The 22,849-nt window shown below is 65.4% G+C and carries 24 protein-coding genes; all 24 read left to right on the forward strand.

Translation table 11 applies throughout. From position 1 onward, the window contains the following. Positions 1-4: 4 nt before the first annotated feature. The 24 genes from fabK to whiG all read left to right on the forward strand — a co-directional run bounded on the left by fabK (position 5) and on the right by whiG (position 22,808). Complete coding sequence (fabK, locus tag HGB10_00775) at positions 5-955, forward strand: enoyl-[acyl-carrier-protein] reductase FabK (protein NTU70347.1); 951 nt, start codon at positions 5-7, stop codon at positions 953-955. A 4-nt stretch (positions 956-959) separates the two neighbouring features. Continuing rightward, positions 960-1,886, forward strand: a complete 927-nt coding sequence (fabD, locus tag HGB10_00780) for an ACP S-malonyltransferase (GenBank protein ID NTU70348.1) — start codon at positions 960-962, stop codon at positions 1,884-1,886. Next, positions 1,879-2,628 carry a 3-oxoacyl-[acyl-carrier-protein] reductase gene (gene fabG, locus HGB10_00785; protein NTU70349.1) on the forward strand — a complete coding sequence of 250 codons (750 nt, stop codon included), beginning with the start codon at positions 1,879-1,881 and terminating at the stop codon, positions 2,626-2,628. The genes fabD and fabG overlap by 8 nt, the downstream gene beginning before the upstream one ends. Positions 2,629-2,692: 64 nt before the next feature. Next, the gene (gene acpP, locus HGB10_00790) at positions 2,693-2,932 is read left to right on the forward strand and encodes an acyl carrier protein (GenBank protein ID NTU70350.1); all 240 of its coding nucleotides are present in this window, start codon (positions 2,693-2,695) and stop codon (positions 2,930-2,932) included. A gap of 96 nt (positions 2,933-3,028) precedes the next feature. After that, positions 3,029-3,979: a nitronate monooxygenase gene (locus HGB10_00795; GenBank protein NTU70351.1), complete on the forward strand. Its 951-nt coding sequence runs from the start codon at positions 3,029-3,031 to the stop codon at positions 3,977-3,979. 3 nt (positions 3,980-3,982) lie between these two features. Next, complete coding sequence (gene fabF / locus HGB10_00800; GenBank protein NTU70352.1) at positions 3,983-5,212, forward strand: beta-ketoacyl-ACP synthase II; 1,230 nt, start codon at positions 3,983-3,985, stop codon at positions 5,210-5,212. Positions 5,213-5,272: 60 nt separating this feature from the next. Continuing rightward, entirely contained in the window at positions 5,273-5,974 is a 702-nt protein-coding gene (gene rnc, locus HGB10_00805; GenBank protein ID NTU70353.1) for a ribonuclease III, read from the forward strand. Positions 5,975-6,058: 84 nt separating this feature from the next. Then, a complete protein-coding gene (gene smc, locus HGB10_00810) occupies positions 6,059-9,631 on the forward strand; it encodes a chromosome segregation protein SMC (GenBank protein NTU70354.1) in 3,573 nt (1,190 codons plus the stop codon). Next, complete coding sequence (gene ftsY / locus HGB10_00815; GenBank protein ID NTU70355.1) at positions 9,612-10,526, forward strand: signal recognition particle-docking protein FtsY; 915 nt, start codon at positions 9,612-9,614, stop codon at positions 10,524-10,526. The genes smc and ftsY overlap by 20 nt, the downstream gene beginning before the upstream one ends. Then, on the forward strand, positions 10,519-11,094 hold the full coding sequence (gene lepB, locus HGB10_00820) for a signal peptidase I (protein ID NTU70356.1): 576 nt from the start codon (positions 10,519-10,521) through the stop codon (positions 11,092-11,094). Before ftsY ends, lepB (HGB10_00820) begins: the two co-directional genes overlap by 8 nt. 89 nt (positions 11,095-11,183) lie before the next feature. Beyond that, on the forward strand, positions 11,184-12,524 hold the full coding sequence (ffh, locus tag HGB10_00825) for a signal recognition particle protein (GenBank protein NTU70357.1): 1,341 nt from the start codon (positions 11,184-11,186) through the stop codon (positions 12,522-12,524). A gap of 156 nt (positions 12,525-12,680) precedes the next feature. Next, complete coding sequence (gene rpsP / locus HGB10_00830; protein ID NTU70358.1) at positions 12,681-13,253, forward strand: 30S ribosomal protein S16; 573 nt, start codon at positions 12,681-12,683, stop codon at positions 13,251-13,253. An 8-nt stretch (positions 13,254-13,261) separates the two neighbouring features. Next, positions 13,262-13,510, forward strand: coding sequence for a KH domain-containing protein (locus HGB10_00835; protein NTU70359.1), 249 nt, complete (start codon positions 13,262-13,264; stop codon positions 13,508-13,510). Between the two features lie 4 nt (positions 13,511-13,514). Beyond that, entirely contained in the window at positions 13,515-14,045 is a 531-nt protein-coding gene (gene rimM / locus HGB10_00840) for a 16S rRNA processing protein RimM (protein ID NTU70360.1), read from the forward strand. Then, complete coding sequence (gene trmD, locus HGB10_00845; protein NTU70361.1) at positions 14,042-14,776, forward strand: tRNA (guanosine(37)-N1)-methyltransferase TrmD; 735 nt, start codon at positions 14,042-14,044, stop codon at positions 14,774-14,776. Before rimM ends, trmD begins: the two co-directional genes overlap by 4 nt. Before the next feature lie 110 nt (positions 14,777-14,886). Further along, the gene (lepB, locus tag HGB10_00850; GenBank protein ID NTU70362.1) at positions 14,887-15,477 is read left to right on the forward strand and encodes a signal peptidase I; all 591 of its coding nucleotides are present in this window, start codon (positions 14,887-14,889) and stop codon (positions 15,475-15,477) included. Between the two features lie 150 nt (positions 15,478-15,627). Further along, positions 15,628-15,972, forward strand: coding sequence for a 50S ribosomal protein L19 (gene rplS / locus HGB10_00855; protein NTU70363.1), 345 nt, complete (start codon positions 15,628-15,630; stop codon positions 15,970-15,972). Positions 15,973-16,071: 99 nt separating this feature from the next. After that, positions 16,072-16,851: a ribonuclease HII gene (locus tag HGB10_00860; GenBank protein ID NTU70364.1), complete on the forward strand. Its 780-nt coding sequence runs from the start codon at positions 16,072-16,074 to the stop codon at positions 16,849-16,851. Positions 16,852-16,898: 47 nt separating this feature from the next. Continuing rightward, positions 16,899-17,294: a YraN family protein gene (locus HGB10_00865; protein NTU70365.1), complete on the forward strand. Its 396-nt coding sequence runs from the start codon at positions 16,899-16,901 to the stop codon at positions 17,292-17,294. Positions 17,295-17,296: 2 nt separating this feature from the next. Next, complete coding sequence (locus tag HGB10_00870; GenBank protein ID NTU70366.1) at positions 17,297-18,784, forward strand: YifB family Mg chelatase-like AAA ATPase; 1,488 nt, start codon at positions 17,297-17,299, stop codon at positions 18,782-18,784. Next, positions 18,781-19,674: a DNA-protecting protein DprA gene (gene dprA, locus HGB10_00875; GenBank protein NTU70367.1), complete on the forward strand. Its 894-nt coding sequence runs from the start codon at positions 18,781-18,783 to the stop codon at positions 19,672-19,674. Before HGB10_00870 ends, dprA begins: the two co-directional genes overlap by 4 nt. A gap of 93 nt (positions 19,675-19,767) precedes the next feature. Beyond that, positions 19,768-21,096, forward strand: a complete 1,329-nt coding sequence (locus tag HGB10_00880) for a methylenetetrahydrofolate--tRNA-(uracil(54)-C(5))-methyltransferase (FADH(2)-oxidizing) TrmFO (protein ID NTU70368.1) — start codon at positions 19,768-19,770, stop codon at positions 21,094-21,096. Beyond that, positions 21,089-21,991 (forward strand): tyrosine recombinase, encoded by a 903-nt coding sequence (locus tag HGB10_00885; GenBank protein ID NTU70369.1) that lies wholly within the window; start codon positions 21,089-21,091, stop codon positions 21,989-21,991. Before HGB10_00880 ends, HGB10_00885 begins: the two co-directional genes overlap by 8 nt. Positions 21,992-22,028: 37 nt before the next feature. Then, positions 22,029-22,808, forward strand: coding sequence for an RNA polymerase sigma factor WhiG (gene whiG / locus HGB10_00890; GenBank protein NTU70370.1), 780 nt, complete (start codon positions 22,029-22,031; stop codon positions 22,806-22,808). The last annotated feature ends 41 nt before the right edge of the window (positions 22,809-22,849 follow it).

Genomic DNA, 22,849 nt, shown 5'->3' on the forward strand with positions numbered 1-22,849 from the left:
CTTCATGGCGCTGCGCACCCGGCTCACCGAGCTGTTGGGCATCGAGCATCCCATCATTCAGGGCGGGATGGCCTGGACCGCGACCGCGGAACTCGCGGCGGCGGTCAGCAACGCGGGCGGGATCGGCATCATCGGTGCCGGCCACATGCCGACCGAGATTCTTCGCGGCGAGATACGACGCGCCAAGGAGCTCACCGACAAACCGTTCGGCGTGAACCTCATGTTGCTCACCCCTCACATCGACGAACTGGTCGAGATGGTCATTCAGGAACGCGTTCACGCCGTCACCACCGGCGCCGGCAATCCCGGCAAGTACATGGCCGGGCTCAAGGGTGCGGGCATCAAGGTGCTTACCGTCGTGCCGTCGGTGGCTCTTGCGAAGCGCATGGAGTCCATCGGCGCAGACGCCGTCATCGGCGAGGGTATGGAAGCCGGCGGGCATATCGGCGAGTTGACGACGATGGTCCTCACTCCCCAGCTCGCTGATGCCGTGTCGATTCCCGTCATCGCAGCCGGTGGCATCGCGGACGGACGCGGCGTCGCTGCCGCCTTCGCGTTGGGTGCCGAGGGTGTTCAGATCGGTACCCGCTTCATGTGCGCAACGGAGTGCACCATCCATCCGGACGTCAAGGCCCAGGTCGTCAAGGCCAAGGACCGCGACACCGTGGTAACGGGCCGCTCCACCGGGCACCCTGTACGCGTACTCAAGAACAGACTCTCCCGGGCCATCATGGAGCTCGATCGCGAGAACAAGCCCGAGGAGATCGAGGCTCTCGGCGCTGGGAAGCTTGCGCTGGCCATGCGCGAGGGCGATACCGACATGGGGTCGCTGATGGCCGGCCAGGCCGCCGCGCTCGTTTGCGACGTTCTGCCTGCGGCCGACATCGTCGCAGAGCTCCTGGCAGAGGCCGAGGACGTCATGTCGCGGCTCGGATCGCTGTCGGACGCGGGGTAGTCGCGTGCCTGCTAAGACCGCATTCGTATTCCCCGGACAAGGCTCCCAGAGCGCGGGCATGCTTGATGGCGTTCCCGAGCTCGAATCTCTCGAGCGTCTGCTCGACGCCGCAGAGGCGTTGTCGGGTATCGAGCTCTCGTCCGTCGCACGCTTGGGCGAGACGGAGGACCTCTCCGATACACGCATCGCGCAACCGCTGCTCTACCTCGCTGACTGGGCGTGGGGCGTGACACTGATCTCCAGTGGCATCCACCCGGCTGCCGTCGCAGGACATTCGCTTGGCGAGATCGCCGCGCTGGCCGTTGCCGGCGTCTTCTCTCCGGAGGCCGGACTCGAGCTCGTCGTGGAGCGCAGCAAGCTGATGGCGAGTACCGCAGCTGCCACCCCCGGTGGCATGTCCGCGGTGCTCGGGCTTGACGGCGCCACCATCTCCGCGGCTATCGCCGAGATCAACGACGTGTGGGTCGCCAACGACAATGCACCCGGTCAGGTTGTCATCTCCGGCAGCACCGACGGTATCGCTGCTGCTACTGATGCACTCCTCGAATCAGGGGCCCGTCGGGTGGTGCCGCTTGCCGTCGCGGGGCCATTCCACTCGCCACTCATGGAATCCGCCCGATCGGCGTTCTCCGAAATTTTGGCGGGCGCCGCCTTCTCGAACGCCCACATCCCGGTTCTTCAGAACACGGACCCGACGCCTGCTACGGACGCAGAGGTGATTCGGGCTCGCCTCATCATGCAGATCACGTCGCCGGTACGCTGGACCGAGACGGTCGCCGCTTTGGCCTCCGAAGGTCCGATCACAATCATCGAGGCCGGACCGGGCGCGGTGCTCACCGGACTGGCGAAGCGCGTGGACGGTGTCACCGCCATCGCAATAGAATCAGCCGACCTGGAGATGGTCGTTGAGGAGGTCGCTTCGGATGCCTGATCTTTCCGGCAAGGTGGCGTTGGTCACCGGCGCGTCCCGTGGCATCGGCGCGGCTATCGCGCTGCGTCTGGCCGCCGACGGAGCCGCAGTCGCGGTGAACTACGCGGGCTCCAAGGCCTCTGCGGACGCGGTCGTCGAAAGCATCGTCGCTCTGGGCGGGCGCGCAGTCGCACTGCAGGGTGACGTCAGCGACTCGGCGGCGGCGCTTGCGCTGGTCGACTCCACGATCGCAGAGCTCGGCGCACTCGATGTCGTCATCAACAACGCGGGGATCACCCGCGACGGGTTGCTTGTCCGCATGTCCGATGAGGACTGGGGCGCGGTCATCGCAACGAATCTCACCGGCGTCTTCAACGTCACTCGGGCCGCTTCCAAGGTCATGATGAAGCAGCGCAGCGGCTCCATCGTCAACGTGACGAGCGTAGTCGGGCTTGTCGGCAACGCGGGGCAAGCCAACTACGCGGCTGCGAAGGCCGGAGTTGTCGGACTCACCAAGAGCGTCGCACGCGAACTTGCCGGCAGGGGAGTGCGCGTCAACGCGGTCGCTCCGGGCTTCATCGAGACCGACATGACCGCGGAGTTGCCCGAAGCCGCGCGCGAAGGTGCGCTGGCGACCATCTCGATGAAGCGATTCGGCGCCGTTGACGACGTTGCGTCGGCCATCGCGTTTCTCGCGAGTGACGAGGCGTCATACGTGACCGGGCAGACGCTTGCGGTCGATGGTGGTATGACATTCTCATAGTGCATCCGGGGCCTTGCAGCCCCTGTGCGTTTGGATCCGGTACCGGAGGAGGGAAGTGTGCTGTATGGAGCGTGAAGAACTGCTTGAGAAGGTAAAGGCTGTCATCGTCGAGCAGCTCAGTGTCGATGAGGATGACGTCAACGAGGACGCATCGTTCGTCGATGACCTCGGTGCGGACTCGCTCGACATCGTTGAGCTTGTCATGGCGCTTGAAGAGGAGTTCGGCATCTCGATTCCCGATGAGGAAGCCGAGAACATCAAGTCCGTCGGCGATGCAGTGAACTACATCTCGTCGAACAGCTAGTCGTGCGTAATCTCCACCCGGCGGCGGATTGACCGTCGCCGGGTGTGCTCGCACACACCAGTGATCCCGCGCGAAAGGTGCGTTACTGACGTGGATATGCCTTCCTTGAAGATCGGCGAACGCACGGCACGCCTGCCCATAGTGCAGGGCGGTATGGCCGTGCGCATCTCGCTTGCACCTCTTGCCGGGGCTGTCGCGGCCGCCGGTGGCATCGGCATCATCGCCGGCAGCGGCCTGACCGTTGACGAGCTTCGCGAGGAGATCCGGCAGGCACGCGCCATCGCGCAGGGTGGAGTCGTCGGCGTCAACATCATGGTCGCGGTTCGCAAGTTCAAGGAGCTCGTTCAGGCGGCGCTTGATGAGGGTATCGACCTCGTCATCGCCGGAGCCGGCTTCTCGCGCGACGTGTTCACGTGGTGCAAGGACGCCGGCGTCCCCATGGTTCCCATCGTGGGCAGCGCGCGCGTCGCCAAACTCGCCGAGAAGTTCGGTGCATCGGCCGTGGTCGTTGAAGGCTTCGAGGCCGGCGGTCACCTCGGTACCGACCGCTACATGAAGGAACTTCTCCCGGAGATCGTCGAGGCAGTCACGATCCCCGTCATCGGCGCTGGTGGCGTTGTCACCGGTTCCGATATCAAGGAAGTGCTCGAACTCGGCGCCGCCGGCGTGCAGATGGGCAGCCGCTTTGCCGCTACTGTCGAATCCTCCGCCCCTGAGGCGTTCAAGCAGATGTACGTCGACGCGACACCCGACGAAATCGTCCTGGTCAAGAGCCCCGTCGGACTGCCGGGTCGCGCCCTGAAGAATCCCTTCTGGGAGCGCACGCAGCGTGAGGACTACCCGGCTATCCCCAAGTGCATCAGTTGCCTCAAGGAGTGCCATAAGGAGTACTGCATCATGAGCGAGCTGGAGATGGCGCAGGGTGGCGATGTTGAGCAGGGCCTGGTGTTCTCGGGCTCGGCAGCTGCCCGTATTCACGACGTGCCGTCGGTTGCCGAGCTCATGCAGCGTCTGGAAGTCGAGTACGCGCAGGCCGAGGAGGACTAGAAGATGAAGCGCATCGCGGTTACCGGCCTCGGCGTCGTCACTCCCACGGGTGTGGGATGTGATGCTATGTGGGACTCGCTCTCCAACGGTCGCAGCGGCATCTCACCAATCACGCACTTTGACGCATCCGAGTACACGACCCGGTTTGCCGGGTACGTCACCGACTTCGACATGGGAGACCTCGTCACTGCGAAGGAAGCGCGTCGCATGTCGCGATTCCAGCAGTTCGCGGTTGTCGCGGCTGATGAGGCGTTGCGTGACGCCGGTCTGTCTAAGATCGACGACGAGCTTGCTCCGCGTGCCGGATGCATCATCGGCTCGGGCATAGGCGGCATCGGCACCATGGAGGAGCAGTACTCCATCCTCCTCGAGCGAGGCCCCAGCCGCGTCAGCCCCTTCGTCGTCCCGATGATGATCGTCGACCTTGCTGCGGGACTCGTCTCAATCCGCCACAACCTCAAAGGCATCAACTACGCGCCTGTGTCGGCGTGCGCCACCGGCTCCCACGCCATCGGCGAGGCCGCCGAGGCGATTCGCCGCGGTGACGCCGATGTGATCGTCGCCGGAGGCTTTGACGCCGGGGTCACGCCACTGGGCGTCGCAGGATTCGCTTCGGCACGGGCGCTTTCCACGCGCAACGACGATCCGCAGGGCGCGTCGCGCCCGTGGGACGTCAATCGCGACGGATTCGTCATCGCCGAGGGCGGCGGGTTGCTGGTGCTCGAGGACTGGGACCACGCCGTCGCGCGCGGTGCGAAGATCCGCGCCGAGGTCGTCGGATACGGTGCGACCGCGGATGCGTACCACATCACGTCTCCTGCACCTGACGGCAACGGCGCCATTCGCGCGATGCGCCAAGCCATGGCGCAGGCGGGTGTCAGCGCGTCGGACATCGGCTACATCAACGCCCACGGCACATCTACCGACGCCGGTGACATCGCCGAGACCAACGCCATCAAGGCTGTCTTCGGCACCAGCGTGCCTCTCGTCAGCTCGACGAAGTCGATGATGGGCCACATGCTCGGGGGCGCCGGTGCGGCAGAAGCCGCCGTGTGCGTGCTCGCCATGGAGAACAGCCTCGTGCCACCCACCATCAACCTCACCGAGCCGGATCCCGCATGCGACCTTGACTACGTCCCGGGTGTGGCTCGGCCGACCGATCTGGGCGTGACCATGAGCAACTCCTTCGGTTTCGGTGGGCATAACGCCACGCTCATCCTCGCGAAGCCGTAAGGGCGTCTCGTGCCGCGTCAACGCACACAGCACCCCAGTGGTGACGACGACGCGCGTCTCATGCTCGCCGAGCAGATTCTCGGGAGGCGTTTTGCCGATCGCGAGCTTCTGCGACTGGCGCTCACGCACCCTTCCGCGGCCGAGAACGGGGCCGAGGGGTTCTACGAGCGACTCGAGTTCCTGGGTGATTCGCTGCTCGGCTTCATCATCGCCGAGGAGACCTTCAAGCGGTTTCCGGACATGCGCGAAGGCGGAATGACCCGCATCAAGGTCTCCCTCGTGGCCGGAAGCGTGTTGTCTGCCGCTGCACGCGACCTAGGTCTGGCCGATGCCATCATCGTGGGACGCAGCGAGCGCGGTACCGGTGGACGCGGCCTGAAGTCCGCCCTCGAAAACACCTTCGAGGCGCTGACCGCCGCCATCTATCTCGATGCCGGGATCGACGCGGCTCGGGAGTGGGTCCTTGAGACGCTGGGACATCTCATCACCGAGGAGACCGCTGATTCGCCCGAGAACCCCAAGTCCGCCCTTCAAGAACTCGTACAAGCCAAGGGTGCGAGCCCGGAGTATCGAACGGTGGGCGAGGAAGGTCCTCCCCACGATCGCACCTTCTCGGTGGAGGTGTTCGTGGACGACAAGCGGATCGGCAGCGGGGTCGGTCGCACGAAGCGCGAGGCAGAAGCCGCAGCTGCCGCCGCCGGGCTGAAGAAGCTCGCTCGGCGCCGCTCGCGTGGCTCGGGGAAGGGCTCGATCCGAGCCTGAAAGGACCGGGCGCTGTGATACACTTTCCGACGCCCGCGCACCTCGTCTGGGCGCGCCCGTCACCAGCACTTTTGTAGGGGGAACGTGCACCTCAAATCACTCACACTCAAGGGGTTCAAGTCCTTCGCGGATAGAAGCGTTCTGCAGCTCGAACCGGGTGTGACCGTCGTTGTCGGCCCCAACGGTTCGGGCAAGTCGAACGTTTCCGACGCCATTCTCTGGGTGCTTGGCGAGCAGTCCGCGAAGCAACTGCGCGGTGCGGCGATGGAAGACGTCATCTTCGCCGGTTCATCGGCGAGGCAGGCTGTGGGTGTCGCCGAAGTCGATCTCGTGCTCGACAACTCGGATGGAACGCTTCCGCTCGAGTTCACTGAGGTCACGATTTCGCGCCGGATGTATCGCAACGGCGAGTCCGAGTACCTCATCAACAACGCTCCTGCCCGGCTCATGGACGTGCAGGATCTGCTGCATGACTCCGGGCTTGGCCGCGATACACACTCGATCATCAGCCAAGGCCGTCTCGACGAGGTCCTGAACTCGAGGCCTGAAGAGCGCCGTTCGCTCATCGAGGAGGCCGCCGGCGTTCTCAAGCACAAGAAGCGCAAAGAGCGCGCGCTGCGCAAGCTCTCGACGATGGATGCGCACCTGGCTCGCGCTCGCGACATCGCAGCGGAGATCGACCGGCAGCTCCGACCGCTCGAGCGTCAGGCGAGCAAGGCCCAGCAGCACGTCGGTCTCGTTGCGGAGTTGCGCGAACTCGATCTCGCATTGGCCGTTGATGACCTTCGACGCCTGCAAGCCGAGTGGGACGAGATCGCCAAGCGGGAGAAGGAAGCCGACGCTACGGTAGATCTGTCCCGCTACCGTCTTGCCGAGAAGGAAAAGGAGCTCGCGAAGTTCCAGTCGCTTCTTGAGGAGAAGGGGCTGTTCGTTGGCGACCTGTCTGAGCAGCGCCGCCGCATGCAGTCGATCCTCGAGCGGCTCGATGCCGGTCTGCTCCTGTTGGAAGAGAAGGGCAAGAACCTCATCGCCCGTCTCTCCGAGCTTCGGCAGAAGCTGCACCAGTCCGAGACGCGCAGTGCTTCTCGCGGCGGTGAGCTCGAGTCACTGAGCGCTCAGCGTTCAGAAACCGAGTCGCGGCTCAAGGCACTCTACGGCCAACTCAACGAGGTGCGGCGCGAGGCGGAGGGCATGCGCAAGGCGCGTGTCGCGGCCGATGAGGACCTCTCGCGCATCACAGCCGACATCCGACGCCACCGCAAGCTTCTGGAAGACGACCGCGCCGAGTCGTCCAAGGCCGAGCAGGCGCTGTCAGCGTTCTCGCTCGAACAAGACCTGCTCGCAGACCGGGCAGCGCAGATCGCCGAGCAGCGACAGGCGGCTATGGCCACCCTGTCCGCGCGCCGCTCACGGCTTGAGTCGCTGTCCGGTCAGCTCGCGCACGCACGCCGTGAGATCTCGCTGGCCGACTCCGACGTCGACAAGCGCGTCCGGGTCCTCGACTCGCGGCGCCGCGAGCTCGAGACTCACCGCGATCGCCTGACCGAGGCTCGCGCCGAATCGCGCGGCCTCGAGGAGGTTGATCGCGCGTTTGAGAGCGCGTCACCCGCACTAGCGTGGGCCCTCTCACGCCAGAAGGAGCTCCCGGGCATGATCGGCCCGCTGGCCGAGGTCGTTCGCGCACCCGAGAAGTACGAGCAGCTCGTTGAGCGCCTGCTGGGTGCGGACCTGTTCGGGCTTCTGGTGGAGGACGCGACCGCAGCGGCCACCATCGCAGCCGAGCTCACGTCGCACTCCGAAGGTGAGATCGCGCTCGTTCCGGTCAAGGGAATGCGTTCGCGCCTCATCGGTACGCCAAAGACGGGTGCGCGCCTCCTTGACGACCTCGACTGCGACGCCAAGCTGCGCCCCGCAGTCGAAGCGTTGCTCGGCGACGTGTACGTGGTCGACTCGATCGAAGCGGCGCTCAAGGCTTCGGCCAAGGACGACACGGGCGCCCGCTTCGCCACAACGCACGGCGCGGTCGTCTGGCCAAGCGGCAAACTCACGCTCGGCACCCAGGTAAGTGACACCGAGGGAGTGCTCGCTCGCAAGCGGCGCATCAACGATCTACACGACCAGGTCATCGCGCTCAACGCCGCGGTCGGTGAGGCCGAGTCGGTCCACGCCGAGGCGGAGGAAGCACTCAATGCGGCTCAGCAGGACGCCCTGGATCTCTCACAGAAGGCCGCAGCGCTGACCGGCGAACACGACTCCATGCTTGAGGAAGTCGGACGCCTCGAGCAGCAGATGACGGCGCTCGACGCCGAGACCGCAGGCGTTGCTCGGCGAATCTCAGATATCCAGGAGCGCACGGCGAAGGACCGGCCGTCGCTTGAGACGTTGTCGGGACGCATCGAGGAAACCATCGCCGAGCTCGAGCGACTCGAGGAGGCGTCAGCCGTCTCGCGCGAGCAGCGCGACGCCCGGTTCCGCGAGGAAAGCGCGACTTCCGAGCGTCTCTCGACGTGCCAGGTCGAGATCGCCACGGTCTCTGAGCGCGAGGTCCATCTCAAGAAGCAGGTCAACACGATTCACGCTGAACTGCGCGAGCTCGAAGATACTCTGCGGGCGTCACGCGAGACCGAACATGCTCTGGAGCTGTTGCGCCAGCGCATCCAGCCGGTTCACGACCTGTACGGCGTTCTGCAGGAGCGTGCCGAGCACTGGGCACACATGCTCAAGGACCGCGCTCGCTTCGAGCAGGCGGACTCCGAGACCCTGCGCGAGACCATCCATGGCGCGCAAGACGCCGTGCGCGAGGTTCTCACCGAGATCGAAGAGAAGAGCGCGGCCGTCGGTGACATCCGCGTCGAGAAGGGGCAGCTCGAGGTCCAGGTCAACCAAGCCGTCCGTCGCATCGTCGAGGAGCTTGGTGTGCCCATCGAGACGGCGTTGGCCTCTGAGGCCCTCGAGAGCCGTTCAATCTCAGAGGACCGTGCGCACCGGCTGCGCAAGCAGATCAGCAACCTTGGGCCGGTCAACCCGATCGCCATGGAGGAGTTTGATGCTCTCAAGACGCGACGCGAGTTCATGGGGTCGCAGATCGAGGACCTCGACGGCAGTCGCAAGTCGCTGCACAAGGTAGTTGCTGCGATCGACCGCAAGATGCGCGAGCGCTTCCTCGAGACGTTCGAGCAGGTCGACAAGCACTTCCAGGAGATCTTCGGCGTGCTGTTCCCGGGTGGGACCTCACAGCTGCAGCTCACGGAGCCGGATGATCCAGAGACCACAGGCGTTGAGGTCATCGCACAGCCTCGCGGCAAGAAGCTCGCGAAGATGAGCCTGCTGTCCGGAGGCGAGAAGTCGCTGACCGCACTGGCGCTTCTGTTCGCCGTGTACCGGACGCGCCCGTGTCCGTTCTACGTGCTCGATGAGGTCGAGGCCGCACTCGACGACACCAACCTGCGCCGCTTCGTCGCGTTCACCGACTCAATGCGTCACTTCACGCAGTTCATCGTCGTGACCCATCAGCGCCGCACCATGGAGATGGCGGACGTCCTCTACGGCGTCTCGATGCAGGCCGACGGCGTCTCCAAGGTCGTCAGCCAGAAGCTCGACCGGGCGCTTGCCGAAGCCAAGGAGGCGGAGGAGGAGCATGACGACGCCGTGGTATAGGCGCCTGTCAGACGGGCTCTCCAAGAGCCGCGAGCGGCTCGGCGAGCAGCTCAACGTGCTGCTCAAGCGCGGGCCCGATCTTGACGAGGCGTTCTGGAGCGATCTCGAGGACGCATTGATCGCGGGTGACATCGGCTTCACCGCCACCGACGAAATCGTCACCCGGCTTCGTCGGGACGCATCCGCGAAGGCCCTGCCGGATGCCGCCGCCGTGATCTCCCTGCTGGCCGAGCAGATTGCAGCCGAGTTCCCCGCCGACGCAATCGACTTCCTCGAAACCTCACCGGTCACCATCCTCATGGTGGGCGTCAACGGCACCGGCAAGACCACGACGTGCGGCAAACTCGCGAAGCAAGCGTCAGACGCCGGCCGACGCGTCATTCTCGGCAGCGCGGACACGTTCCGTGCTGCAGCATCCGAGCAACTCGACGTGTGGGCCGAGCGCGCCAACGTCCCGGTGGTACGCCGCGACCGCGGTGCCGATCCCGCCGCGGTCGCGTTCGATACGGTCGTGCAAGCCGAGGAGACCGGCGCGGACCTCACGCTCATCGACACCGCCGGCCGCCTGCACACGTCGGCCGACCTCATGCGCGAGCTCCAGAAGGTCGTACGCGTCACCGAGAACCGCAGCAAGCCGCCGGTGAAGAAGATCCTGGTGATGGACGCGACAACCGGGCAGAACGGGCTGCAGCAGGCCCGTGAGTTCAACGCAGCACTCGGGCTGGACGCCCTGATCCTCACAAAGCTCGACGGAACCGCGAAGGGCGGTATTGCCGTCGCTGTCGTCCGTGAGTTGGGCCTTCCGATACTGCGCATCGGCGTAGGGGAGGGCATCGATGACCTGAGGCCGTTCGTCGCCTCGGAGTATGCACGCGCCCTCGTCGCCGATGTCTGACAACGAGCTCTACATCGGCCCCACAGCACTCGAGCCTGGGGCGCCTGAGGGGCCCGGAACAGGCCACCGGATTGCGCAGTTGCTGGTGATTCCGCTCGCATTGATCCTGGTCGCCGTCATCCTGATCTTCTACGTATTCTTCCAGCGGGGGCGCGTTGTCGGTCCGTCGATGCTGCCGACTCTGCGCAACGAAGACATGGTTCTCGTCTCAAAGGGCTACGATACGCCGCGTCGTGGCGACATCATCTTCACGTGGGTCGACGAGCAGGGTCAGCGCATCGAGGTCGTCAAGCGGGTGATCGCGCTGCCGGGAGACACCATAGAGGTGCGAAACGACGTCGCCTACATCAACGGACAGGCCGAACCGGCGCGCGGTCAGGTCATCTCGCCTCGGCACTCCGACTCTGTCGACAAGTACACGGTGCCCGCCGATCATCTCTACGTCATGGGCGACAATCGGCTCGAGTCAGAAGACAGCCGCTACATCGGACCGGTTCCGATCAGCGGCGCCATGGGCAGGGTCGTCGCAATCTACGCGCCCTTCCAGAGGATCAGGCTCGTCAGGTAGCGGTTGACTGCGCATGAGCGCGTTCACTACCGTGTGACTTCACCCCGCTCCCACACGGGCGCGGCTTCTCACCGAAGGGATCCACCCGGATGTTCCAGAACCTCTCCGAACGGCTTCAGTCGATCTTCTCGGGTATCACTAGCAAGGGCCGCCTGACCGAGGCCGACGTAGATGCCGCTATGCGCGAAATTCGCATGGCGCTGCTCGAAGCCGACGTGAACTACAAGGTCGTCAAGGAGTTCGTGGCCAAGGTGCGCGAGCGTGCCGTCGGAGCCGACGTGATGAAGTCGCTCACGCCCGGGCAGATGGTCGTCAAAATCGTGGTCGAGGAAATGACCGAACTGCTCGGCGGTACGGCATCCAACCTCGTGCTCTCCGGGCGCATTCCCAACGTGATCATGCTCGTCGGACTGCAGGGCTCGGGTAAGACGACCGCGACGGCCAAGCTCGCCAACCTCATGCGCAAGCAGGGCAAGCGACCGCTCATGGTCGCGTGCGACGTGTACCGCCCGGCCGCGATCGACCAGCTTGAGGCACTCGGCAAGGAGCTCGATATCCCCGTGTACCGGGGTGAGAGCAACGACCCGGTCGAGATCGCCAAAGCGGGGGTTCGGCACGCTGTCGATACCCTGCGCGACCTCGTCATCGTCGACACCGCGGGGCGTCTGCACGTCGACATCGAGATGATGGATGAAGCCGCTGCGATCAAGGCGGCGGTGCGTCCCGACCAGATCCTGATGGTCGTCGACGCCATGACCGGTCAGGACGCCGTCAACGTCGCCGCCGCGTTCGCCGAGAAGGTCGACTTCGATGGCGTCATCATGAGCAAGCTCGACGGCGATGCGCGCGGAGGCGCCGCCTTGTCGATCCGGCAGGTGACCGGCAAGCCCATCAAGTTCGCTTCACTGGGCGAGAAGGCCGACGCCCTCGAGCAGTTCCACCCCGACCGCATGGCCAAGCGCATCTTGGGAATGGGCGACGTCATCTCGCTCATCGAGAAGGCGCAGGAGGCCGGCGCTGCCGAGATGGACGCAGAGGCCGAGGAGCGACTGCGCAAGGCCGAGTTCACGCTTGACGACTTCCTCGGACAGATCAAGCAGGTCCGCAAGATGGGGGGCCTGGGCTCGATCATGAAGTCGCTGCCCGGGGCAGCGAAGGTCAAGGACCTCGACGGCCAGGTTGACGAGGGTGCGCTGGACTCCATCGAGGCGATCATCTTCTCGATGACCAAGGCTGAGCGCGCCAAGCCTGCCATCATCAACGGCTCGCGCCGCGAGCGGATCGCCAACGGTGCTGGCGTGCGCGTCTACGACGTCAACCAGCTGCTCAAGCAGTTCACCGAGATGCGCAAGGTCATGAAGCAATTCCAGGGGATGTCGGGGAAGGGAAAGCGCCGCATGAAGTTCCCCGGTCTGCCCGGCGGTTTCTAGGCCGCAGGGCCACCCGTCCGAGACTGACTCGGCGGCGGGCAGAAACGCCCGGCGGCGTGTCTTTGACCGCCTCGGGGTACTGTCGTAGAATATGCAACCGCTTTGCTTGCTTGCAGTGCGGCCGAAATGCGGCCGCCTTATCCGGAGGTGAACCTGGTGTCAGTCAAGATCCGTCTCGCGCGCCACGGTGCCAAGAAGGCTCCGTTCTACCGCGTAGTCATCGCCGACGAGCGCTCGCGCCGCGACGGCCGCTTCATCGAGATCGTCGGTCGCTATAACCCGCGCTCCGAGCCCTCGGTGGTCGAGCTCGAGCTCGAGAAGATCGACGCCTGGATCGCCAAGGGTGCGCAGCCGACTGAGGCCGCTGCCAAGCTGATCGCCATCGCTCGTGGTGAGAAGGAAGCCCCCGTCGAGGCCGCCAAGGTCTCGAAGAAGGCTGCTCAGAAGGCAATCGACGACGCTGCTGCCGCCGAGAAGGCCGTTGCAGACGCCGCCGAGGCCAAGAAGGCCGCCGCCGAAGAGGCTGCTGCTGCCAAGGCCGCCGCCGACGAAGCCGCTGCCGAAGAGGTCGTCGAAGAGGCGCCCGTCGAGGAAGCCGCTGCCGAAGAGGCTGCCGAGGAGGCTGCTCCCGAGGAGCCCGCCGCTGACGAGCCTGCCGCTGAGGAAGTCGTAGAAGAAGCCGCTCCCGAGGAGGCTGCCGAGGAGGCTGCCCCCGCCGAGGACGAGTAGGTCTCGCTATGGCAACGACCGCGGAGACCGAAGAGCTTGTCCGCTACCTCGTCACCTCGCTGGTAGAGTCGCCGGATGCCGTCAGCATCGCTGCGACCGAGGAAGAGGATTCGGTCACGTTCGAGATCACGCTTGATCCTGCCGATGTCGGCAAAGTGATCGGCCGTCAGGGTCGCATCATCAAGGCGATCCGCACGTTGGCTCGCGCCGCAGGCAGCACGGCCGGCCGTCAGGTCGAGGTCGAGATCATCGGCTAGCATGATGTCTGCCACGCCGTATGTAGCCATAGGGCGTGTCGTCAAGACGCACGGACTGAAAGGGGAGGTCTCTGTGGCACTTGCCACGGACCTCCCCTTTGACGTACTCGTCGGGCTCGAGGTCTGGTTCGTCCCGCCACCCAGCTCGGCGAGGTCGGGACGCATCCGTTCCGTCAGGCCCGGCCCGAAGGGCCCGCTGATCGCTGTGGACGGCATCTCGAACGTCGATGAAGCGCGCGCGCTGTGCGGCTCCGAGATGCTCGTCGTGCGCGGCGCGGTTCCGGTCGTCGAGGAGAACCCCGCTGACGATGAGAGTGTCGTCGGAGTGTTGGTCGTCGATGAGGTTCGCGGTGAGATCGGCGTCATCGCCGAGGTGATCGTCACAGGCGCCAACGACGTCTGGGTGGTCGACGAGGGGCCGTTCGGCCAGGTCCTGATCCCGGTCATCGACGACGTGGTGCTCGGCATCGACGGGTCCGGAGACATCCGAGTCAATCTGCTGCCCGGTCTCATCGACGATGGGAGTGACGGATGATCGTCGATGTCATCACCATCTTCCCGGCGATGTTTGACGGCCCGATGTCCACGTCGATCCTCGGCTCCGCGCGTGAGCGCGGGTTGCTCGAGTTCCGGTCTCACGACCTTCGTGACTGGACCCACGACCGCCATCGGACCACCGACGACTACCCTTACGGCGGTGGCCCGGGCCTTGTGATGAAGCCAGAGCCCATCTTCGAGTCCGTCGAGGCTGTTCAAGCACTTGAGGATGACCCTGGCCTCGTGATCTTCTTCACGCCTGCCGGCACAACGCTCACGCAGGAGATCGCGCAGCGTCTCTCTGAAGTCGAGCGCCTCGTCATGGTCTGTGGGCGCTACGAGGGCTTCGACGAGCGCGTGCTTGAACTGGCCGAGCTCGAGCTCTCAATCGGCGACTACGTGCTGACCGGCGGGGAACTGCCGGCGATGGTCGCCATCGACGCGGCGGCGCGGCTGCTGCCAGGGGTTCTCGGCGACGATCAGTCCTCAGCTGACGAGTCGTTCTCCGACGGGCTGCTCGAGTACCCGCAGTACACGCGGCCGATGGAGTATCGGGGCCTTGAGGTGCCTGAGGTACTGCGCTCGGGCGACCACGGGAAGATTGCAGCCTGGCGCAGAGAGCAGGCCATCCGCAAGACCGCTGCGACTCGTCCCGACCTTCTGGCGCGCGCTTCGCTCACGGAAGCGGAGCGAGCGCTGGCGGGGCCGGATGAGGACTCGGCGACGTAGCTGTCGCGTCGTCGACGCGTGTTCGCTCGCTCGGCGGGTGAGGTTCGCGTATCGTACCCGTAGCATTCCACCGCCCTAGGGGCGCTGCACGTTCGACCCGAAAGGAACTCATGTCCGACTACGACGAGCGCAACGACAACGACACACCGCAGAAGAGCGAGGAGACATCGCTGGTGCGCTGGCTCATCGAAACCGCGCTGCTCGTGCTACTCGCCTTCGCGCTGGCTCAGGGCATCAAGGCCTTCGTGGTACAGCCCTTCGTGATTCCGACCGGTTCGATGCAGCCGACGATCGGCCTGCGCAACTACGTGCTTGCCGAGCGACTGACGTACCGATTCAGTCGCGATCCCGCCTACGGTGAGATCGTCGTGTTCAACAACCCCACCAACGACCCCGCCGCGCCGATCCTCATCAAGCGCTGCATCGCCGTGGGAGGACAGACGATCGACCTGAAGGACGGCAAAGTGCTCATCGACGGTGAGCAGATCGAGGAGCCGTACACGCACGGCAAGCCCACCTATCCGCTCAATCCTGCGATTCAGTACCCGTTCAAGGTGCCTGACGGCCAGTTCTGGATGATGGGCGACAACCGCACCAACAGCGGAGACAGCCGAGAGTTCGGCCCCGTGGACCGCAGCATGATCATCGGACACGCGGTGTGGACCTACTGGCCTGCCGATAAGTTCGGCGCGCTGCAGTAGTCTCGATCGGGCTCCGTCGAGCACCGCGCGCGATGGCGCGGATTCTCGGCATTGCCGCGCCCTGTGCGGTGCTCTATACTACCCACTCGCGCCCACTTCCCAGTGGGCCTTAGAAGACCTACACGCTGAAGAACAGGAACCGTAGGAACAATGGATATCATTCGCGCCATCGAGCAGCAGCAGATCCGCGAGGACCTTCCTCAGGTCGCCGTCGGTGACTCAGTCAAGGTTCACTACAAGATCATCGAGGGTACCCGCGAGCGTACCCAGGTCTTCCAGGGTGTCGTCATCCGCCGTCACGGCGCAGGCAACCGTGAGACCTTCACCGTCCGCAAGATCTCGTTCGCGGTCGGCGTCGAGCGGACCTTCCCGGTCCACTCGCCCAAGATCGACAAAATCGAGATCCTGAGCCACGGCAAGGTCCGCCGCAGCAAGCTGTACTTCCTCCGCGACAAGGTCGGCAAGGCCGCCCGCCTCAAGGAGAAGGGCTACTAGGCCCCCTTCGCCGTCACACCATGACGACGGCAGTCACGCACACTACGGGCGAGGGTCGCGAAAGCGGCGCCTCGCTCGTTGCGTTTCTTAGGGACGCCAATGAGTGAACTCTCCGTAGCCGAGGTTCGCTTGCTCCTAGCCACCGCGAACGGAGCCGAGTTCGACGCTCTGTGCAAACGCCTCGCAGATGACCCGCGCTCCGGCGTGGTCTCGGCTCTGGCCGGCGCGCTTCGGCGCCAAGAGGCGATCACCCGTGAAGCGGCGCGTATGGAGGCGCTCTACGCGCTCGAGCACTCGCTTCGCGAGTCAGGGTGCCGTTTCGTCGCCGGAGTCGACGAGGTCGGCCGAGGCGCCCTTGCAGGCCCACTCACGGTTGGCGCGGTGGTGCTGCACGCGGCGCCGATGGTAGCCGGGCTCGATGACAGCAAGCGGCTGACGCCCGCGAGACGCGATGAGATCGCCGTGCGAATACATGCCGAGGCGGTCGCGGTCTCGATTGCGCACGTCGAGGCGGCCGAGATCGATGTGCTCGGCATGACAGCGGCGTTGCGGCTTGCGATGCGTCGTGCGATCGATGGCCTTGCGTGCCTTCCGGACCACGTCATCATCGACGGCCGTCCCATGGGTGTCGCAGACCCCGAGACCGCCGTCGTGAAGGGCGACTCCAAGGTCGCCGCCATCGCTGCTGCATCCATTGTTGCCAAGGTCGCGCGTGACAACCTCATGAGAGAACTCGGTCCGCTCTATCCTGAGTTCGAGTTCGCCGTGAACAAGGGCTACGGCACCGCCGAGCACATGGACGCTGTGCGCCGTCTCGGACCCACACCGCACCACCGCCGCAGCTTCTCAGGCGGCGGGGGAGATATGACGCTGTTCTAGCTGTGCAGGGTTGGGTTCTCGTCAGGTTCTGAGAAGGGGCCCGCGACATGATCGCCTCCAAGGAGGTGGTCGTCGTGACACAGCGACGCAGGAAGCTTGGTGAGCGCGGTGAGGATGCCGCGATCGCATATCTGGAGCGGTGCGGATTCACCGTCGTGGAGCGCAACTGGCGGATTCAGTCGGGCGAAATCGATGTGGTGGCGCTCGAGGACGAGACGCTCGTTCTCTGCGAGGTCAAGACCCGGCGCACCCCAGCAAAGGGGCTGCCCGAGGAGGCGGTCACGCCGGCTAAGCAGCGCAAGTATGCACGGCTTGCTGCTGCCTACGTGCAGGAGGCCGGGGTTGAGCCGGTGTCGGTTCGATTCGATGTCATCTCAATTCTCGTGATAGCACCGGACCGGGCTCTCCTGAGACACCACCGCGCCGCGTTTGTGGTGGAGTAGACATGGGCCAGTGCACAGTGCGCACCGCTACGCTTGTGGGCGTCGAGGCGGTTGCCGTCGATGCCGAGGTCGACGTAGGCGCAGGGCTCCCCACATTCGCGATCGTCGGACTTCCGGACCTCGCGGTGCAGGAAGCGCGTGAGCGGGTCCGCTCCGCCATACGCGCAGCTGGCTTTGATGTGCCCAACGCGCGCGTGGTGATCAACCTCGCACCGGGACCCCTGCGAAAGCATGGGACAGGTTTCGACCTGGCCCTCGCCGTGGGGCTTCTGACCGCAACAGGCCAAATCAGCGCAGCGATCGCACGAGACTGCGCGGTTGTCGGCGAGCTATCGCTCGACGGTAGCGTGCGAAGCGTTCACGGGATGCTGGCTCATGCCCTCGCTGCACGGTCGCAGGGCAGGCCGCTTCTCGGCCCTGCGGAGTTCGAGTGGGCACTGGAGCTACCGGGACTCGACTACCGCCCAGTTCACCACATCTCCCAACTCAAGGCACCGCTGCGGTCCGTTCCTCCCGCCAAACACCGCCCCGCTGCCACCGTCGGTGACGGTCTCGACTTTGGGGACGTTGCCGGGCATGAGCTCGCCAAGCGCGCACTGCTTATCGCCGCAGCGGGGGGCCACAACCTGCTCATGGTCGGCCCACCGGGCTCCGGCAAGACCATGCTCGCCCGACGGCTGCCCACCATCCTTCCGGATCTCGATGAAGATGAGCGTCTGGAAACCGCGCTGATCCATTCAGTAGCCGGTATCGATGACGCTGCTGCATTGGGCGGGCGCAGGCCGTTTCGGGCGCCGCATCACACGGCATCGATTGCCGGGCTCGTCGGCGGTGGATCGCCGCCCCGTCCAGGTGAGGCGTCGCTGGCCCACAACGGAGTGCTGTTCCTCGATGAGATGCCCGAGTTCGGTCCCGCGGCACTGCAGGCGCTGCGCCAACCCCTCGAGGACGGCTCCATCACGCTGGTTCGCGCGGAGGGTCGACTCCGCTTTCCCGCCCGGTTCGCACTGATCGGCGCAGCGAACCCGTGCCCGTGCGGGATGCACGGGGATTCGGTGCGCCGGTGTACGTGCCCGCCGGGGGTCGTCGAGAGATACCAGGGACGGATCGGTGGGCCCCTGATGGATCGCATCGATCTGGTGGTGGATGTTGCACGGGTCGACCCGGGCCTGATCATCGCCGGATGTGCCTCAGAGTCGTCCGCCTTCATGCGGTCGACGGTCGAGGATGCGCGTGTCATGGCGGCGCAGCGCGGCACCGAGGGGACATCAACGCTTTCAGGTGCGGCGTTGCTGTCCGCGTGTTCCATGGGCCCGGCGTCGGTTGCACTGCTTGAGCACGCCGCGCGGCGCCACCATCTGTCCGGTCGGGGCGTCACCCGACTACTACGCGTCGCCAGAACCTGCGCCGACCTCGCCGGTGACCAGGTCGTCACGGGCATGCACTTGAGCGAGGCACTCGGATATCGACTGAGAGGTGTCGGCCGATGAAGACCCTTCGTAGCGACGCCGAGCGCTTCGAGCTTCGGCTCAAGACGCCCGGCTACCCGGACCAGCTTGCGATGGCGCCGGACCCTCCAGCGATCCTCTACGGCATCGGCGACCCCGCGGCGCTCATCCCCGGACTAGCGGTGATCGGTGCACGCAAGGCGACGCCCTACGGCCTTCACGCTGCTCAGATTCTCACCGGATGGGCGGCGCGCGCCGGCTACACCATCATCTCAGGCGCCGCAATCGGCTGTGACCAGGCTGCACATCGGGCCGCGCTGGAAGCGGGCGCGCCAACGGTCGCGGTACTCGGGTGCGGCGCAGATCTGGTCTACCCATCCGCTGCAGGTGAGTTGCTGGCAGCAATAGCGCAGTCGGGTGCGGTCGTGTCCGAGCACCCGTGGGGTACCACGCCGCAGCGCTGGACCTTCAGGACCCGCAACAGGATCATCGCCGGACTCTCTGCCGCGCTGCTGGTACTGGAGGCGGGCCTGCCAAGCGGAACGTTCAGCACGGCGGACTACGCGCTCGCAGCCGGCCGTGACGTCTTCGTCGTTCCCGGGTCGATCTTCGCACCCGAGTGCCGCGGCGCGAACCGCCTCATCAGCCAGGGCGCTACCCCCATCGCCGACACCGACGACCTTGCCCGCGCACTGCGCGGGGTACTCCCTGAACCGCACACCGCGCTGCTCCCTGACTGGACGCTTGACGGGATGGGTTCTACCGACGACCCGTTCCTCGCAGCGCTTCGCACGAACCACTGCCGTATCGACGACCTCGCACGCGATCTCGGAACGGATGTGGTGACCGCTGCTCGCCGCGTGGGGGTACTGGAGACCGAGGGCCTCGTGGTTCGCTTCGGCGACGGTCGCTACGGCGCGGTATCCCGATGATGGCCGGGTGGGGCGCGTTACACTACCTGCGAACACATTCGCGTCGCGAGGAGACCCGTGTCCGACCCCACCACCGCAGCCACAACCCATCGCGTGACCGTTATCGGCGCCGGCCTGGCAGGAACGGAGGCCGCATGGCAGCTGGCGGCCCGAGGGGTGGCTGTCGACCTCATCGAGATGCGACCCGGTACGGCCGGACCCGCGCACCACACCGGCGACTTTGCGGAGCTGGTCTGCTCTAACTCCCTCAAGAACGAATCGGTCGACACCGCTGCCGGGCTGCTCAAATACGAACTCGAGCAGCTGGGGAGTGTGGTGCTTCGAGCCGCACGAGAGACCAGAGTCCCGGCCGGCTCGGCGCTTGCCGTCGATCGTGAGCGTTTCTCGGCGCGGCTGACCGCACTGCTAAGCAAGCATCCGCTGGTGCGCGTGGCTCGTGAGGAAGCGTCGAGCATACCTGCCGGGCCGGTCATCATCGCAACGGGGCCTCTCACGAGTCCGGCTCTTGAGCCCGCCATCAGCGAGTTGGTTGGGGACTCTCGGCTCGCGTTCTTCGACGCGGCCGCCCCAATCGTCTCCGCCGAGTCGCTTGACCGCGCAGTGGTGTTCGCTGCGTCGCGTTACGACAAAGGCGAGAGCGCCGATTACCTTAACGCGCCGATGAACCGTGACGAGTACGAGGCATTCCACGCGGAACTGATTGCCGCCAAGCGCGTGCAGGCGAAGGAGTTCGAACGATCGGAGCTGTTCCAGGCGTGCCAGCCCGTTGAGGAGGTGGCCCGCGCCGGTGTGGATGCGCCACGGTTCGGGGCCTTGAAGCCCGTCGGTCTCACCGATCCCCGCACCGGCCAGCGCCCCTGGGCGGTTGTGCAGTTGCGTGCAGAAAACGCAGCCGCCACCGCCCATAACCTTGTCGGCTTCCAGACCAACCTCACCTTCGGGGAGCAGGAGCGGGTGTTTCGGATGATCCCCGGCCTCGAAGAGGCGGAGTTCGTCCGATACGGTGTCATGCACCGCAACACCTTCGTCGATGCACCTCGCGTGCTCGACAGCACGCTCGCGTTGCTGCAGCGACCGGAGATTCGCCTCGCCGGTCAACTCACCGGCACCGAAGGCTATGCCGAGGCGGCCGCGTCGGGTCTGTATGCGGCGCTCAACACCTGGGCCGCCCTCGTCGGCCACGAGCACGTGGTACTGCCGGAGACCACCGCATTCGGATCGCTGGTCGCGTACGCTACCAATCCGGACACGAGCCCGTATCAGCCGATGCACGTCAACTTCGGCATCGTCCCGCCGCTTCCCCAGCGCGTGCGGGGTAAGCGCGAACGCTACGCCGCGTACAGCGAACGGGCGCGCAACGACTTGCGTGCTTGGCTCGACTCCCGTCCAGACCTGGCTCTACCGGTGCCGGCCGATGAGTGACCCGCTCACTGCCGATGCACTGGTGGACCGGTTTCTCGGCCACCTGCGCATCGAACGCGGTTCGTCGGAACACACGGTCCGCGCCTACGGCAGCGACCTCGCACGCTATCTCGAGTGGGCCACACGTGCTGAGGTCGACCCGATTCGCCTGTCCCACCGTCAACTGCGCATGTACCTCGCCGAGCTCGACGGGGCGGGCTACGCCCGGCGCACGATTGCGCGGCGCCTTTCATCGGTACGAGCGCTCTTCGCGTACCTCATGTCGGAAGGCCTCGTCGACTCCGACCCGTCCTCGGTGCTGATGTCGCCCAAGATTCCGTCTCGGCTGCCCAAGGTCGTGCCGACCGAGCTGATATCCGAGGTTCTTGAATCACCCGATGCCACCACCCCTAAGGGGGTTCGTAACCGCGCCGTCCTCGAGCTGCTGTATGCGACGGGCGCCCGTGTGAGCGAAGTGTCGGGGCTGCGTCTCGGCGATCTGGATCTGGCGCAGTCGCAGATCACCGTGATGGGGAAGGGTGGCAAGGAGCGGCTCCTGCCCATCCACCGCAAAGCCGCTGAGTCGCTGCGGGCCTACCTCGCGACCGGGCGACCGCGGCTCTCCAAGTCCACTACGGACGACCACGTGTTCCTGTCGAGCCGCGGCAGACCGCTCTCCACCGATGCGATTCGCAGAATCTTCAAGCAGGCGATGGCGTCTGCGGGTGCGGCTCGGTCACTATCACCTCACGCCATGCGCCACACCTTTGCGACGCACCTGCTTGAATCGGGCGCGGACCTGCGTACCGTACAAGAACTTCTCGGTCACATTGCCCTGTCCACCACCCAAATCTATACTCACCTCAGCGCCGGTCGTCTACAGGACGTCCATCGCCACACTCACCCGCGAGCATAACCGGCACTGCCACATAGCGCAGTTAGGGGCAAACTGCATGAGATCGGACTCTCGGACGGACGTCACCGCCCTCTGGGTGGCATACAAGAGCGGCGACGATCCCGACGCGAGGGATGCCCTTATCCTCAACTACTCGCCGCTGGTCAAGTACGTCGCCGGACGATTGGCAGCAAGCCTGCCGCAGACCGTGGAGACCAGCGACCTCATCAGCTACGGCATCTTCGGACTCATCGACGCCATCGAGAAGTTCGACCTCGAGCGTGCGATCAAGTTCGAGACCTATGCCATCGCTCGGATCAAGGGCGCGATCATTGACGAACTGCGCGCCATGGACTGGGTTCCTCGGTCGGTGCGCTCCCGAGCCCGCGAGATCGAGCAGGCCTACATCGTGCTCGAGAACGAGCACAAGCGATTCCCATCGGACGCCGAGGTGGCGGACCACATGGGCATCAGCACCAGGGATCTCGCCGACATCCTGACCAAGCTGTCCTACACCTCGGTCGTGTCCTTCGAGGAGCTGTGGGTCGGCGGCGACCGCGATGAGGGCCAAAGCGCGCTGGGTTCCATCAAGGACGACGCCGCCGAAGACCCGGTTGCGATCTTCGAGTCCGAGGAGATCAAGACCATCCTCGCAGATGCGATCGAGCGCCTGCCGGACCGCGAGAAGACGGTCATCGCGCTGTACTACTACGAGGGCCTCACCCTCAAGGAAATCGGCCACGTACTCGGCGTGACCGAGTCGCGCGTGTCCCAGCTGCACACCAAGTCGGTGCTGCGCCTGCGGGCCCGCTTGCGCTCCTCGCTCACCAGCTCGTAGGCGCCACACGGGGTCGCTCGCGACTCGACGACGTGTGCTCG

This window comes from Coriobacteriia bacterium (genome assembly GCA_013334745.1).
In the GTDB taxonomy this organism is placed as follows: domain Bacteria; phylum Actinomycetota; class Coriobacteriia; order Anaerosomatales; family JAAXUF01; genus JAAXWY01.

Coding starts and splice junctions, on each gene's coding strand:
- fabK (NTU70347.1), top strand. CDS start 5: ATGGCGCTGCGCACCCGGCTCACCGAGCTGTTGGGCATCGAGCATCCC.
- fabG (NTU70349.1), top strand. CDS start 1,879: ATGCCTGATCTTTCCGGCAAGGTGGCGTTGGTCACCGGCGCGTCCCGT.
- acpP (NTU70350.1), top strand. CDS start 2,693: ATGGAGCGTGAAGAACTGCTTGAGAAGGTAAAGGCTGTCATCGTCGAG.
- HGB10_00795 (NTU70351.1), top strand. CDS start 3,029: ATGCCTTCCTTGAAGATCGGCGAACGCACGGCACGCCTGCCCATAGTG.
- fabF (NTU70352.1), top strand. CDS start 3,983: ATGAAGCGCATCGCGGTTACCGGCCTCGGCGTCGTCACTCCCACGGGT.
- rnc (NTU70353.1), top strand. CDS start 5,273: ATGCTCGCCGAGCAGATTCTCGGGAGGCGTTTTGCCGATCGCGAGCTT.
- ftsY (NTU70355.1), top strand. CDS start 9,612: ATGACGACGCCGTGGTATAGGCGCCTGTCAGACGGGCTCTCCAAGAGC.
- lepB (NTU70356.1), top strand. CDS start 10,519: ATGTCTGACAACGAGCTCTACATCGGCCCCACAGCACTCGAGCCTGGG.
- ffh (NTU70357.1), top strand. CDS start 11,184: ATGTTCCAGAACCTCTCCGAACGGCTTCAGTCGATCTTCTCGGGTATC.
- HGB10_00835 (NTU70359.1), top strand. CDS start 13,262: ATGGCAACGACCGCGGAGACCGAAGAGCTTGTCCGCTACCTCGTCACC.
- rimM (NTU70360.1), top strand. CDS start 13,515: ATGTCTGCCACGCCGTATGTAGCCATAGGGCGTGTCGTCAAGACGCAC.
- trmD (NTU70361.1), top strand. CDS start 14,042: ATGATCGTCGATGTCATCACCATCTTCCCGGCGATGTTTGACGGCCCG.
- lepB (NTU70362.1), top strand. CDS start 14,887: ATGTCCGACTACGACGAGCGCAACGACAACGACACACCGCAGAAGAGC.
- rplS (NTU70363.1), top strand. CDS start 15,628: ATGGATATCATTCGCGCCATCGAGCAGCAGCAGATCCGCGAGGACCTT.
- HGB10_00860 (NTU70364.1), top strand. CDS start 16,072: ATGAGTGAACTCTCCGTAGCCGAGGTTCGCTTGCTCCTAGCCACCGCG.
- HGB10_00865 (NTU70365.1), top strand. CDS start 16,899: ATGATCGCCTCCAAGGAGGTGGTCGTCGTGACACAGCGACGCAGGAAG.
- HGB10_00870 (NTU70366.1), top strand. CDS start 17,297: ATGGGCCAGTGCACAGTGCGCACCGCTACGCTTGTGGGCGTCGAGGCG.
- dprA (NTU70367.1), top strand. CDS start 18,781: ATGAAGACCCTTCGTAGCGACGCCGAGCGCTTCGAGCTTCGGCTCAAG.
- HGB10_00885 (NTU70369.1), top strand. CDS start 21,089: ATGAGTGACCCGCTCACTGCCGATGCACTGGTGGACCGGTTTCTCGGC.
- whiG (NTU70370.1), top strand. CDS start 22,029: ATGAGATCGGACTCTCGGACGGACGTCACCGCCCTCTGGGTGGCATAC.